Annotated in this window: 14 protein-coding genes; 7 read left to right on the top strand and 7 right to left on the bottom strand. The window is 63.7% G+C overall.

Annotated features, from left to right (window positions below):
* Positions 1–27: 27 nt before the first annotated feature.
* A complete protein-coding gene (locus Q4G22_RS09650) occupies positions 28–456 on the bottom strand; it encodes an organic hydroperoxide resistance protein (RefSeq protein WP_303385697.1) in 429 nt (142 codons plus the stop codon).
* 591 nt (positions 457–1,047) lie between these two features.
* On the opposite strand from Q4G22_RS09650, the gene Q4G22_RS09645 reads away from it, so the two are divergent.
* Both Q4G22_RS09645 and folD read left to right on the top strand, forming a co-directional pair.
* The gene (locus Q4G22_RS09645; RefSeq protein WP_303385696.1) at positions 1,048–1,350 is read left to right on the top strand and encodes a chorismate mutase; all 303 of its coding nucleotides are present in this window, start codon (positions 1,048–1,050) and stop codon (positions 1,348–1,350) included.
* Positions 1,347–2,222: a bifunctional methylenetetrahydrofolate dehydrogenase/methenyltetrahydrofolate cyclohydrolase FolD gene (gene folD, locus Q4G22_RS09640; protein ID WP_303385695.1), complete on the top strand. Its 876-nt coding sequence runs from the start codon at positions 1,347–1,349 to the stop codon at positions 2,220–2,222. The genes Q4G22_RS09645 and folD overlap by 4 nt, the downstream gene beginning before the upstream one ends.
* A gap of 114 nt (positions 2,223–2,336) precedes the next feature.
* Here the strand turns inward: folD and Q4G22_RS09635 are convergent, their stop codons facing one another.
* The 6 genes from Q4G22_RS09635 to ruvC all read right to left on the bottom strand — a co-directional run bounded on the left by Q4G22_RS09635 (position 2,337) and on the right by ruvC (position 7,745).
* Positions 2,337–2,765 carry a PaaI family thioesterase gene (locus Q4G22_RS09635; protein ID WP_303385694.1) on the bottom strand — a complete coding sequence of 143 codons (429 nt, stop codon included), beginning with the start codon at positions 2,763–2,765 and terminating at the stop codon, positions 2,337–2,339.
* A complete protein-coding gene (locus tag Q4G22_RS09630) occupies positions 2,762–4,465 on the bottom strand; it encodes a hypothetical protein (protein WP_303385693.1) in 1,704 nt (567 codons plus the stop codon). The genes Q4G22_RS09635 and Q4G22_RS09630 overlap by 4 nt, the downstream gene beginning before the upstream one ends.
* A 179-nt stretch (positions 4,466–4,644) precedes the next feature.
* Entirely contained in the window at positions 4,645–5,676 is a 1,032-nt protein-coding gene (ruvB, locus tag Q4G22_RS09625; protein WP_303385692.1) for a Holliday junction branch migration DNA helicase RuvB, read from the bottom strand.
* The gene (locus Q4G22_RS09620) at positions 5,673–6,503 is read right to left on the bottom strand and encodes a M48 family metalloprotease (protein ID WP_303385691.1); all 831 of its coding nucleotides are present in this window, start codon (positions 6,501–6,503) and stop codon (positions 5,673–5,675) included. The genes ruvB and Q4G22_RS09620 overlap by 4 nt, the downstream gene beginning before the upstream one ends.
* Before the next feature lie 64 nt (positions 6,504–6,567).
* Positions 6,568–7,254, bottom strand: a complete 687-nt coding sequence (gene ruvA, locus Q4G22_RS09615) for a Holliday junction branch migration protein RuvA (protein ID WP_303385690.1) — start codon at positions 7,252–7,254, stop codon at positions 6,568–6,570.
* Positions 7,251–7,745, bottom strand: coding sequence for a crossover junction endodeoxyribonuclease RuvC (gene ruvC / locus Q4G22_RS09610; RefSeq protein WP_303385689.1), 495 nt, complete (start codon positions 7,743–7,745; stop codon positions 7,251–7,253). The genes ruvA and ruvC overlap by 4 nt, the downstream gene beginning before the upstream one ends.
* Before the next feature lie 131 nt (positions 7,746–7,876).
* Here ruvC and Q4G22_RS09605 point away from each other — a divergent pair, with 131 nt between their 5' ends.
* Genes Q4G22_RS09605 through Q4G22_RS09585 form a run of 5 tightly spaced genes read left to right on the top strand, consistent with a single transcriptional unit; the run spans position 7,877 to position 13,437 of the window.
* Positions 7,877–10,732, top strand: a complete 2,856-nt coding sequence (locus Q4G22_RS09605; protein ID WP_303385688.1) for a monovalent cation/H+ antiporter subunit A — start codon at positions 7,877–7,879, stop codon at positions 10,730–10,732.
* Positions 10,732–11,121 carry a Na+/H+ antiporter subunit C gene (locus Q4G22_RS09600; RefSeq protein WP_303385687.1) on the top strand — a complete coding sequence of 130 codons (390 nt, stop codon included), beginning with the start codon at positions 10,732–10,734 and terminating at the stop codon, positions 11,119–11,121. The genes Q4G22_RS09605 and Q4G22_RS09600 overlap by 1 nt, the downstream gene beginning before the upstream one ends.
* Positions 11,118–12,680 carry a monovalent cation/H+ antiporter subunit D gene (locus Q4G22_RS09595; RefSeq protein ID WP_303385686.1) on the top strand — a complete coding sequence of 521 codons (1,563 nt, stop codon included), beginning with the start codon at positions 11,118–11,120 and terminating at the stop codon, positions 12,678–12,680. Before Q4G22_RS09600 ends, Q4G22_RS09595 begins: the two co-directional genes overlap by 4 nt.
* Positions 12,680–13,171: a Na+/H+ antiporter subunit E gene (locus Q4G22_RS09590; protein ID WP_303385685.1), complete on the top strand. Its 492-nt coding sequence runs from the start codon at positions 12,680–12,682 to the stop codon at positions 13,169–13,171. The genes Q4G22_RS09595 and Q4G22_RS09590 overlap by 1 nt, the downstream gene beginning before the upstream one ends.
* Positions 13,168–13,437: a K+/H+ antiporter subunit F gene (locus tag Q4G22_RS09585; RefSeq protein WP_303361303.1), complete on the top strand. Its 270-nt coding sequence runs from the start codon at positions 13,168–13,170 to the stop codon at positions 13,435–13,437. Before Q4G22_RS09590 ends, Q4G22_RS09585 begins: the two co-directional genes overlap by 4 nt.
* The last annotated feature ends 7 nt before the right edge of the window (positions 13,438–13,444 follow it).

Here is a 13,444-nt window from a genome sequence, read left to right as displayed (position 1 = left end):
AAGCCCCCTTTCGGGGGCTTTTTCTGTTCAGGCCAGTTCAGGCGTAATCTTTAAACTGCCGCGCGTCGCGTCGGAATAGGGGCAGACGCGATGGGCCGCCTCGATCAGCGCCTGCGCCTGTGCACGATCCAATCCGGGCAGCGCCACCCTGATCGAAACCGCCAGCCCGAAACCTTCGTCTTCGCGCGGGCCGATCCCGACGCCGACCTGAACCGAGGTGCCCTCTGGCAGCTTGACCTTTTCCCGCATGGCAACGTTGCGCAGCGCGCTGTTGAAACAGGCAGAATAACCCAAGGCAAACAGCTTTTCGGGGTTCAGGGCATCGCCACCTGCACCACCCAGTTCCTTGGGCATGGCCAGATCGGCAGCAAAACTGCCGTCATCGACCGCAACGTGGCCGTTACGCCCTTCCGAAGTCGAGGTGGCGCTGGTCTGATAAAGGATCTTCGTCGGCATCATATCCTCCTGTGATTGCCGCTATCACATTTGACGGACATGCAGACGGAGGCAAGGGCCTGATCCGCGCCGACAGCAATCACCCTGAACGGTTACGGGAACGTGATGCCGGACGCACCGCTGCAAGGGCTGCATACCCACGCCGATCACGACAACACCCCGGCATAAGTGCCATTTTCTTGCACAATGCGATCACGCACCCCTCGGGGGAATATAGGGCAAAGCCTTGCACCGCGCACGGCCCGGCGGAACTCACGTTCCACCTGCCCGCGCCCCTGTCGCAGATGAATCGAGCCGCGCTGAAAATAAAGCGCCCGATTCCGGCGGAACAGGCATCGCAAGACTGACATTGCACAGCCGCAGACGCCGGTCATCGGGGATCAAAGCCTTCTGGCATCCCGATCGCGCAAACTTTCGGCATTGCTGACAGCCAATATCTTGGCATAACGAACCGCGCGGCTTTGTGATGGCAGGATCAAGCCGTGCATCTTCTGGCCAAAGGATCAGCAAGCTTTTTGCAGACGGCCCCGCAAGCGCAATCCTTATCCCGACAGGCTTGCACCCGCGCCGCGCAGCGTGCATTCCCCTGATATGGAAAACCCGTCCGACCTGCCCGATATGCCCGCCCTGCGCGCCGCCATCGACGCGCTGGATGCTGATCTGATCGCCCTGCTGGCACGCCGTCTGGCGCTGATCGACCGTGCGGCGCAGATCAAGATGCGCGATGGCCTGCCCGCCCGCATTGATACCCGCGTGGAACAGGTGGTCGCAAACGCGCGCGGTCATGCCGCTGATGCCGGGCTGAACCCCGACCTGATCGAACATATCTGGCGGCAATTGATCGAAAACGCCATCGCCCGCGAAGAAACACTGATGAAAGGGGACCGCACATGACCGCCATGCTGATCGACGGCAAAGCCTTTGCCGCCCGCCTGCGCAGCCGGATCGCCGACGAAGTTACGGCGCTGAGGTCGCGCGGCATCACCCCCGGTCTGGCCGTGGTTCTGGTCGGCGAAGATCCCGCATCGACCGTCTATGTCCGCTCCAAGGGCAAGATGACGCGCGAGGTCGGGATGAATTCCTATGAACACCGCCTGCCCGCCGACACCGCGCAGGATGATCTGCTGGCGCTGATCGATCAGTTGAACAATGACCCGGCGGTGAACGGGATTCTGGTGCAACTGCCTCTGCCCCGGCACATGGACGAATCGGCGGTCATTAACGCCATTGCCCCCGAAAAGGACGTGGATGGCTTTCACATCCTGAACGTCGGGCGGCTGGCGACCGGACAAAAGGCGATGGTGCCCTGCACGCCGCTGGGCTGCCTGATGCTGCTGCGCGATCATCTGGGCGATCTGTCCGGCAAGAACGCGGTGGTCATCGGCCGGTCGAACATTGTCGGCAAACCGATGGCGCAACTGCTGCTGCGCGACAGCGCCACGGTGACGGTCGCGCATTCGCGCACCCACGATCTGCCGGGGCTGTGCCGTCAGGCCGATATTATCGTCGCGGCGGTCGGGCGCCCGAAAATGGTCGGGGCCGACTGGATCAAGCCTGGCGCGGTGGTGATCGACGTGGGCATCAACCGCACCGATGACGGGCTGGTGGGCGACGTGGATTTCGATGCGGTGCAGCCGGAGGCCGGCGCGATCACTCCGGTGCCGGGCGGCGTCGGGCCGATGACCATCGCCTGCCTGCTGGCCAACACGCTGACAGCGACGGCACGCGCGAACGGTCTGCCCGATCCCGAAGGTCTGACGCCCTGAGCCGTTAACTGCTTTTTAAGCCGAATCAGTTAGTCAGAGATCAACCGGGCAAGACGTTCCCCGGAAACGGCTTCGCGCCCTGCCCTGTTTCCCCTCATGTAGGGCGGGGCGCGATCAGCCTATCGCATCCGGCGCAACGGGGATCATCGTCCCTTGCAGCATCGCCACATGTTTGCGCCCCTTGGCCGTTTCGGCCCAGACGTCGGAGGCGACCACGATCAGACGCCGCCCGGCGCGGATTACCCGCCCCTCGGCCACCAGACGCTCGCCCAGGGCGGGGGCCATCAGGTTGATCTTGATTTCCGCCGTCATCACCTCTGCCCCCTCGGGCAGAGTGGTCAGCGCGGCATAGCCCGCCGCCGAATCGCCAAGGCCAAAGGTCAGCGCTGCGTGCCCGGCCCCGTGCTGTTGCAGCGATCCGGGCAGGACCGGGGCGGAAATGACCACGCGCCCCGGTTCCGCCACATCCAGCTGCGCGCCAAATGTGGCCATCATCGTCTGGCGGTCGAAACTGGCGCGGATGCGGGCGAACAGGTCGGTCATTTGGTGTTATCCGTCTTGATAAGTCCAGAAAAACCGGCAACCGCCAGCAACGTCAAGGCCCAACCCGCCATGATGTGAAACCACAGATACCACCGCGCCCACCAGCCAAACGGCTTGCGGTCGTCGGGTATCCAATAGCTTTGCATTTCCAGCGAGACGATGGGCAGCAGCGTATCGGCGGAATAGATCAGCGCGTCGAATTTCGGGTAAGAATGCGCCTCGGGCTGGGTCAGAAAGCACGCCACCTGCGACTGACCGGGGCGGGCACGCCCGTCCAAGGCGGCGTTTCCAAGGACCGTCTGGCCAAGCGGCACAGCACAAGCCGCCCATTCCGGCGCCCGCTGAATTTGCGGTAGGTTGGGTTTGATCGCACCCGCATTCGCCGCAACCTGAAAGGTATTCGCACCGATCAGCAGCAGAAACAGCAATGGCACCGCCGCCTGCAAAGGCCGCCGACCATAGGCCACGGTCCATTTCAGCAGCCAGTCGGAGATCAGGCTCCCTGCGTATTGCACATATAGGCTTGATCGACGCCAGCCGTGAGCCGCCTTTGCCTGATCCCACTGCCTCTGCCGCCGCACCAGACGCTGAAGCCGTTCCTTTTCGATCAAAACGACACGTGCTTCCGCACCATGCCCGGCATCCTGCAAGGCACGGGCACATTCATGATAGGGGTGAGGTAAGAAATCCACACCCTCTGGCGATGGCGGCATTCGGGCCAGCCAATTGATCCGCTCTGCGCCACTGACGGCCTTGCCAACAAAAGCACCATATCGACAACCGTTCAGCCTGATCGCTTGTGGCCAACAGCCTGGATCGTCCCATATATGCTCAATCTTGGCTGCGGTGAAATCCAGTGCGCCTGCGCTACTGGCTCCTTCCCGCCAGAACCATGCGCCTGAAATCTGTGTAGCCTGAGCGTTCAGCGCCGTGTTGGTGGCCGTCAGCTTCGCACCGTTGCAACCCAGATGGCCGTCGATCTTGGCACCCGGCAAGCGAATTTCGCCGGCACAATTAATATTATGCAAGGAAACATTGCTCTTAGTTTCCAGCCCGTCCGCACGCAGCGCCACGCCCTCGGCGTTCAGCTTCGCGTCCTTGCACGAAAGCTCACCGCCCAGCTTTGCCCCCACAAAACGTATTTCCCCTGCGCACGTGACATTCCCCAAGCGCACACTACCCTTGGCCTCTAACTTATCCCCACGCAGTGCCACACCTGTGGAATTCAGCGTCGCGCCGATACACGACAGATCACCACCCAGCTTTGCACCCGCAAGGCGGATTTCCCCGGCGCACGTGACATTCCCCAAGTGCACACTACCCTTGGCCTCTAACTTATCCCCAAGCAGTGCCACACCTGTGGAATTCAGCGTCGCGCCGATACACGACAGATCACCACCCACCTTTGCCCCCACAAGACGGATTTCCCCGGCACAGGTCACATTTCGCAAGAAAATGCTGTGCTTGGTTTCCAGCATGTCTGCGCTGATTCCAGCGGAAAGGTTCGTTCCGTGTAGGTTTAAATTTATGATGTTCGCACGACGCAGCAATATTTTGTCAGGGATTTGACAGTAACAAAGCGAGAGACCTATGGTGAGGGTAACGCCTTCCATATCCAGGCCCAGCGTTTCAGCCTCTGACGGGCCATCGCCCCGGATAAACGCCCCATAAGCCCGCAAACCCCGTTCGGGCAGTGGCACCCCCTCAACCTGCTTTAATATCAGCCCGCGGATCAGGCTAGCGCGGATGCGCAAGTTATCGGGGGCATCGGGCGGAGGCAGCCCCTTGCCGATAACACAGGCCCCTGTCGCACCACTCCACAAATGCGCAATCAGCTTTTCTTCCGCCGCCGTCAGATCCCCGAAATCCTCGATCCGCATCACCCGTCCCCGAACAACCCGCCCTGCCCCGGATTGGGCGCGTCCAGCCCCAGATGCCGCCATGCGCCTGCCGTCAGCATCCGGCCACGCGGTGTTCGCGCGATCAGGCCCTGTTGCAGCAGATAGGGTTCGATCACCTCTTCGATCGCGTCGCGGCTTTCGGACAGGGCGGCCGACAGGGTTTCCACGCCAACCGGCCCGCCGCCATAATGTTGCGCGATCAGCGACAGATAGCGGCGGTCAGCGGCGTCAAGGCCAAGGTGATCGACGCCCAGCCGGGTCAGGGCGCTGTCGGCAATGTCGCGGGTCAGGCGGCCATCGCCCTCGACCAGCGCAAAGTCGATCACCCGGCGCAGCAGCCGTCCGGCGATACGCGGGGTGCCGCGCGCGCGGGCGGCGATTTCGCGCGTGCCGGATGCATCGGCCATGATGCCGCGCTTGGCCGCGCCGCGCTGAACGATCAGGTCCAGTTCGTCCACTGAATAGAATTGCAGCCGCGTCGGAATGCCGAAACGGTCGCGCAGCGGTGTGGTCAGCAGGCCCAGCCGGGTGGTCGCGCCGACCAGCGTAAAGGGTTGTAATTCAATGCGGACGGTGCGCGCGGCGGGGCCTTCGCCGATCACCAGATCCAGTTCGAAATCCTCCATCGCGGGGTATAGCACTTCCTCGACGGCGGGGTTCATACGGTGGATTTCGTCGATGAACAGCACATCGCGCGATTCCAGATTGGTCAGAATCGCTGCCAGATCGCCCGCCCGTGCCAGAACGGGGCCAGAGGTCATGCGGAAATTCACCCCCAGTTCCCGCGCCATGATCTGCGCCAGCGTCGTTTTGCCCAGACCGGGCGGACCGTAGAACAGCGTGTGATCCATCGCCTGCCCGCGCATCTTGGCGCTGTCGATAAAAACGCGCAGGTTGGCGCGGGCCTCGGCCTGACCGATGAAATCGGTCAGGGCCTGGGGGCGCAGGGCGCGGTCTTCGGGTTCGCCCTCGATCCGTTCGGGGCGTAGGGTCGGGTCGGGCTGGGTCATCCGCGCATGGCCATCAGGCGGGCAATCCGTTCCTCGGTCGGGGGGTGGGTGGAAAACAGCGCGTCCATGCGCAGCGCGTGTAACGGGTTGATGATGAACATGGCGGCAGAGGCGGGGTTTTTCTCGGCCGGGATGTTGACCGTGCGCCCGGCCATCTGCGCGATGCGCGCAAGGGCCGAGGCCAGCGCCTGCGGCTGACCGGTGATCTCGGCGGCCAGCCGGTCCGCCTCGTATTCGCGGGCGCGTGAAATCGCCATCTGCACCAGACCGGCGGCCAAGGGCGCAAGGATCATCGCCAGAATGCCGCCCAAGGCGCCGCCGCGATTGTCGCGCCCGCCGGTGAACATCATCATATTGCCCAGCATGGCGATGGCCCCGGCCATAGTGGCGGTGACGGTCATGGTCAGCGTGTCGCGGTGCTTGATATGGGCCAGTTCATGGGCGATGACCCCTGCCAGTTCCTCGCGGCTGAGCGCGCTCATCAGCCCGCGCGTGACAGCGACGGCGGCGTTTTGCGGATCACGGCCAGTGGCAAAGGCATTGGGCTGATCAGTTTCCAGCAAATACAGTTTCGGCATCGGCAGGCCCGCACGCTGCGCCAGCGCAGCAGTCAGGTCGAACAGATCGGGGGCAGTGGCGCGGCTGAGCTCCATCGCGCCTTGCTGGCGCAGCACCATTTTATCGCTGTTCCACCAGGCCCAGATATTCCCGGCCCCGGCGACCATCAGCGCCAGAACCGCGCCCTGACCGCCGCCCGCCATGGCGCCAAGGCCCATCAGCAGCGCCGTCATCGCGGCCATCAGGATAAAGGTGCGTGCATTGCCCATCGGCTTCCCTTTCATGTCGTGCTGCGTGATAAACTGGGGCGCGGCGGCGGCGGTTTCCAGTGCTTTATCCCTTGGGTGCCAGTGCGCGCAGGGCGGCACGGATCAGGGCGGGCGCGGCGGCAGCGGGGTCGGCGCTTTGCGCGGTGGCGACCGCCGAGGCTGCCTCGGACGGGCCATAGCCGAGGTTGGTCAGCGCCGACAGCGCATCGGCGGCGGCACTGGCATCCGGTCGCGCACCCGTTGGCGGCGGCGATGCGGCGGCCGGCGCGTCGTCGATCACCGCCACATCCGCCGGATCAACGGCGGGCACAGCGGCACCGACCGTCAGACTGCCGCCCAGGGCGATCACCCCAGGCGCTTTGTCCTTGAGCTCCAGCACGATGCGCTGCGCCAGTTTCGGCCCCACCCCCTGCGCCTTGCGGACCGAAGCCCAGTCGCCAATCGCAATCGCCCGGCCCAGACCCTCGGCCCCCAACGTGCTTAGAACGGCCAGCGAGACCTTGGCCCCCACACCCTGCACCCCGGTCAGCAGCCGGTGCCATTCCTTTTCATACAGCGTGGGAAAGCCGAACAGTTGCAGCAAATCCTCGCGCACCAGCAGGTCGGTATACAGCGCCGTCGCCTGCCCCACCGGCGGCAGGCTGGCCGCGGTGCGTTCGCTGATGTGGACGATGTAACCGACACCGCGCACATCGATCAGCACATGATCCTGTGCCCGGTGCAGGATCACCCCGGCAATACGCCCGATCATGATGCCACCTTGATGCGCAGGCTGCGGCCTTGCAGGTGGTGGGCGTGGCAGATGGCGATGGCCAGCGCGTCGGCGGCATCCGGCCCGGCCAGAACCACACCGGGCAGGTGAAAGCGCACCATATGTGCGATCTGGTCCTTGGCGGCATGACCGACGCCCACCACAGTCTTTTTCACCGCATTGGGCGCATATTCCCCCACGCTCAAGCCCGCCCGCGCGGGCGCCAACAGCGCGATCCCCCGCGCCTGCCCCAGTTTCAGCGTGCCAGAGGCATCCTTGTTCACAAACGTCTGTTCGACCGCCGCCGCATCGGGGGCATGGGCCGCGATCACATCGCACAGACCATCGAACAGCACCACCAGCCGCGCCGCCAGATCGTCACCCGCCGACCGGATCACGCCGCTGGCGACATGGCGCAGGCGCGGCCCGTCCACGTCGATGATTCCCCAGCCGGTGTTCCGTAAACCCGGATCAATGCCCAGAACCCGCATCACTGCCTCTTTTGTCGTTTCCGCCGCCATAGCACGAAAGGCGAACACCGGCAAAGGCTTTGGGTGATCTGCTTGACTCCGATGCAACGATTCTAAAGAAACACCGGAAATCCCTTAGGAGTGAGCGGCCCATGTCACCCATCCTGATCGCGATCCTGCCCTTTCTTGGCGCCTTGCTGCCGGGGTTGCTGATCCGTTCAGGACGAGATGTGGCGGCCACCGCCTGCGCCACCGCCACCGGGCTGGCGCTGTTGGGGCTGCTGCTGCATATCCCCGCGATCATGGCCGGACAGGTCATCACCGCCGGGTTCGACTGGATGCCGCGCATCGGGCTGCGCGCCAGTTTCCGCATCGACGGGCTGAGCCTGCTGTTCGGCATCCTGATCTTGGGGATCGGGCTGCTGATCATCACCTATGCCCGCTTTTACCTGTCGCAACGCGACCCGGCAGGCAAGTTCTACACCTATCTGATGCTGTTTCAGGGCGCGATGGTCGGGATCGTGCTGTCGGATAACATCCTGCTGCTGCTGGTGTTCTGGGAACTGACCTCGCTGTCGTCCTTTTTGCTGATCGGTTACTGGCGGCACCTGCCCGAAGGGCGGCAGGGCGCGCGCATGGCCTTGGCCGTCACCGGCGCGGGCGGGCTGGCGATGATCGCGGGGATGCTGATCCTTGGCCAGATCGCCGGCAGCTATGAGATCAGCGACATCCTGAACGCGCGCGAGGCGATTCAGGCCAGCGAGTGGTATCTGCCCGCACTGATCCTGATCCTCTTGGGCGCGTTCACCAAATCGGCGCAGTTCCCGTTCCATTTCTGGCTGCCGCACGCCATGGCCGCACCGACGCCGGTCAGTGCCTATCTGCACAGCGCCACAATGGTCAAGGCGGGGCTGTTCCTGATGGCACGGCTGTGGCCGGTGCTGGCGGGCACGGATGCATGGTTCTGGATCGTGGCACCCGTCGGACTGATAACCATGGTGCTGGGGGCCGGGATCGCGCTGTTCAAGGACGACCTCAAGGCGCTGCTGGCCTTTTCCACGGTCAGCCACCTTGGCCTGATTACCATGCTGCTGGGCTTTGGCACGGAAACGGCGGCGATGGTGGCGATGTTCCACATCATCAACCATGCCACCTTCAAGGCGGCCCTGTTCATGACCGCCGGAATCGTGGACCATGAAACCGGCACCCGCTCGCTGGCGCGTCTGGGGGGGCTGCGGCGGCTAATGCCGATCACCTTTGTCATCGGCACCATCGCATCGCTGTCGATGGCCGGTTTCCCGCCGCTGAACGGGTTCTATTCCAAGGAACTGATGCTAGAGGCCACCAGCCATGCCGACCATTGGGCGACGGCATTTATGGTGCTGGCAACCATCGGGGCGCTGTTCTCGGTCGGCTATTCGCTGCGGTTCATCTTTGGCACCTTCGCCGGGGCCGAGCGGCACGATTACCCCCGTCACCCGCATGACCCCGGCCCTGGTCTGTGGGGGCCGCCCGCGTTGCTGGTGGTGCTGGTGGTGCTGATCGGGCTGATGCCCAATATGATGGCGCTGTGGCTGGTCAAGGCCAGCACGCTGGCCGTTACCGGCAATCCTTTTGCGGGCTATTTCGCGCTGTGGCATGGCTGGTCGCCCGCGCTGATGATGTCGATCATCGCGATTGGCGGTGGTGCGATTTTGCTGCGGCTGCATCGCCCGCTGCTGGCGGCATGGGACACAGCCCCCCGCCCCGAGGCCAAGGCGATCTTCGATACGCTGGTGCTGGCCGTGGTGCGGCTGTCGCGCAGAATCACCGACGGGCTGACGAACGGTTCCATGGCGCGGGCCATCGCCCTGCTGGTGGCGGCGGCCCTGGCGGCGGGCCTGCTGGCCTGGACCACCTCGGCCAGCCCTGGGCCGGTGCGGCCGCTGCTGCCGGTGCCGCCGGTGGTGCTGGCGGGGTGGTTCATGCTGATCGTCAGCAGTTTCGCCATGGTCGCCTTTCACCGCAACCGCCTGCTGGCGCTGGTGCTGATGGCGATTGTCGGGCTGATGGTCTCGGTCGGGTTCGCCTATCTGTCGGCCCCCGACCTTGCGCTGACGCAGATCTCGGTCGAGGTGGTGACGGTGATCCTGCTGCTGCTGGCGCTGAATTTTCTGCCCAAGGCCACGCCGGTGGAATCCAGCGCGGGCAAGCGGCGGCTGGATGGCGCGCTGGCGGTATTGGCCGGGCTGGGTTTTGGCGGGCTGGCCTATGCCATGCTGCGCAGCGATTTCGCGTTCGAAACCATCTCGGGCTATATGCTGGACAACAGCTATACCGGCGGCGGCGGCACCAATGTGGTGAACGTGATCCTGGTGGACTTCCGCGGCTATGATACCTTTGGCGAAATCACGGTGTTAAGCATCGCCGCCCTTGCCATCTTTGCGCTGACGGAAACGCTGATGCGCGGCAGATCCGCCGAAAAATTGCGCAACTGGGTGCCTGACACGCCGCGCGCGGGCGACCGGCATCCGATGATGCTGGTGGTGGGGACGCGGGTGATCCTGCCGATCTCGCTGGTCGTCGGCATCTATATCTTTCTGCGCGGGCATAACCAGCCCGGCGGCGGCTTTATCGCCGGTCTGGTCGTGTCGATCGCGCTGGTGATGCAATATATGGCGTCGGGCTTTGCCTGGGCGCAGGAACGGCAGCGGGTGCCTTATCACGCGCTGATCGGGCTTGGCGTGCTGTCGGCGGGTGTCACCGGCATCGCGGCATGGTTCGCCGGAATGCCGTTCCTGACCTCGGCCTTTGGCTATTTCGGCATCCCGTTCCTGCCCTTTATCGAACGATTTGAGCTGGCCTCGGCCATGGGCTTTGACCTTGGCGTCTTCCTGTGCGTCGTCGGCGCGGTGATGCTGGCGCTGAATTCGCTCAGCCGTCTGTCGCGGATGTCGGGCGCGCCGGTCAATACCGAACCGATGGACATCGCCCCATCCCGCAACCAGACATCGCAAGGGAGCCGCTGATGGAACTGCTTGTCGCCTCTGCCATCGGCGTTCTGATGGCCTGTGCCGTGTATCTGATGCTGCGTCTGCGCGCCTTTGCGGTGGTGCTGGGGGCCACCATGCTGACCTATGCGATCAACGCGTTTCTGTTCGTGTCGGGGCGTCTGGCCGTGAACCAGCCGCCGATCCTGAACAGATACGCCGAAAATGTCAGCTATACCGACCCGCTGCCGCAGGCTTTGGTTCTGACCGCCATCGTGATCGCCTTTGGCATGACCGCCGTGGTGGTGATGATGGCCCTGGGCGCCTTTATCGAAGGTGATGACGACCATATCGACATGCCCGACGACGACCGGCTGATGCCACCGCTGACCACGCCCAAGACGCAGACCGGGGACGAAACCGCATGAGCCATCTGCTGATCGCCCCCGTCCTGCTGCCGGCGTTTTTTGGTGCGCTGATTGTTTTGTGGATGCGCCACGATCTGGTGCTGCAACGTGTGTTCAGCATTCTGGGCACCGCGCTGTTGCTGGTGCTGGCGCTGTATCTGAACCTGCTGACGGCGGATAGCACTGTTCACGTCTATCGCCTGGGCAACTGGGCCGCGCCCTTTGGCATCGTGCTGATGGTTGACCGACTGTCCACCATGATGCTGTTGCTGACCACGATTCTGGCGCTGTCGGTGCAGCTGTATGCCGTCGGCTCGGGCTGGGATCGCAAGGGCTGGCACTTCCATACGCTGTGGCAGTTTCAGCTGATGGGCGTCTGCGGCGCGTTCCTGACCGGCGACGCCTTTAACCTGTTCGTCTTCTTCGAGGTGCTGCTGATTGCCAGCTATGGCCTAATGACCCATGGCGGCGGCGCGATGCGGCTGCGCGCGGGGGTGCAATATGTCACCTATAACATCGTCGGTTCGTCGCTGTTTCTGGTGGCACTGGGGCTGCTTTACACCTCGACCGGGACACTGAACATGGTCGATATGGCGCAGCGCGTGGCCGAAATGCCCGTGGGCGACACCGCCCTGCTGCGCGTGGGCGCGGTGATCCTGCTGCTGGTCTTTGCGATCAAGGCGGCGGTGGTGCCGCTGCACTTCTGGCTGCCGGCAACCTATGCCAACGCCCCCGGCCCGGTGGCGGCGCTGTTCGCCATCATGTCCAAGGTCGGCATCTATGCGATCATCCGCTTTTTCACGCTGGTGTTTCCGCAAGACAGCGTGATCGAAACCATCGCCACCGACCTGATCCTGCCCGCCGCGCTGATCACGCTGGCGCTTGGGCAGATCGGTGTCGTCGGCACGCAAAGCCTGTCACGGCTGGCGGCCTTTGCCGCCATCGGCTCCATCGGGATGCTGCTGATTCCGGTGGCGCGGTTTACGCCCGATGGGGTGGGCGCGGGCCTGTATTATATGCTGCACACGACGCTGGCCGCCGCTGCCCTGTTCCTGATCGCCGATCTGGTCATATCCCGGCGCGGCGGCGACGGCTGGCTGCGGCCACGCCCGGCGATCCGCAACAGCGGGCTGATTTCGGCGCTGTTCTTTGCCACCGCCATCGCAATCGCCGGGCTGCCGCCCCTGTCGGGCTTTCTGGGCAAGCTGATGGTGTTGGAGGTGACGGCCAACGATCCGTGGATGCCATGGATCTGGTCGGTGATCCTTGTCACCTCGCTGCTGGCCATCATCGGCTTTGCCCGCGCGGGTTCGATGCTGTTCTGGAAAGCTGATGCCGTTGCTGCGGATAACAGCTTGCCCCTGACCCCGACCGAGGCCGAAGAGCACGAACAGAATCTGGGCGATCCGCCCTCGCCCGCGCTATCCTTCGTCGCGGTGGGTATGCTGCTGACCGGGCTGGTCGTGCTGACGCTGGCGGCGGGGCCGGTCAGCGATTACCTGCAAACCACCGCCGATCAACTGTTCGACCTGCCCGCCTATGTCGATGCGGTGCTGACCAATCAGGAGGGCACAAAGTGATGCTGCGGCGCCTGTTCCCCCATCCGATGCTGTCTTTGCTGCTGATCGTGGTCTGGATGCTGCTGGTCAACCGCTTTGCCTGGGGATCGCTGGTCTTTGCGATCATCCTTGGTATCGTGATCCCGGCAATGACCGCGCCCTATTGGCCCGACCGTCCGCGCGTGCGCGGGATCGGCAGGATCTTCTCTTACGGTCTGCTGGTGATCTGGGACATCATCGTGGCCAATATTCAGGTGGCCAAAATCATCCTGTTCAAACCCAACAGCGAATTGCGCCCGGCATGGGTGTCGGTGCCGCTGGACCTGACCACGCCCGAGGCGATCACCGTGCTGGCGGGCACCGTCACCCTGACGCCGGGCACCGTCAGTTCCGACCTGTCCGAAGACGGCCGCTATCTGCTGGTCCACTGCCTGCACGCGCCCGACCCGGATTCGGTGCGCGACGACATCAAAGCCCGCTATGAAACGCGCCTGAAGGAGATTTTCGAATGATCCAATATGCGCTGATGTTCGCCTTTGGCTGTTTCGGACTGGCGCAACTGCTGTGCCTGTATCGCGTGGTCTTTGCCCCCGGCGTGGGCGACCGGGTGCTGGCGTTGGACACGATGGCAATCAACATGATCGCGCTGATTTCGCTGTTCGGCATTCTGCACGGCACCACCATGTATTTCGAGGTGTCGCTGCTGTTCGCGATGGTGGGCTTTGTGTCCTCGGTCGCCTATGCGAAATTCCTGCTGCGCGGCGATGTAATCGAATAAGGGGCAG

The organism is Paracoccus sp. (in: a-proteobacteria), assembly GCF_030538655.1.
Taxonomy (GTDB): domain Bacteria; phylum Pseudomonadota; class Alphaproteobacteria; order Rhodobacterales; family Rhodobacteraceae; genus Paracoccus.
Note: the sequence above shows the minus strand (reverse complement) of the source record. Positions and strands in the feature narration are given on the sequence as shown.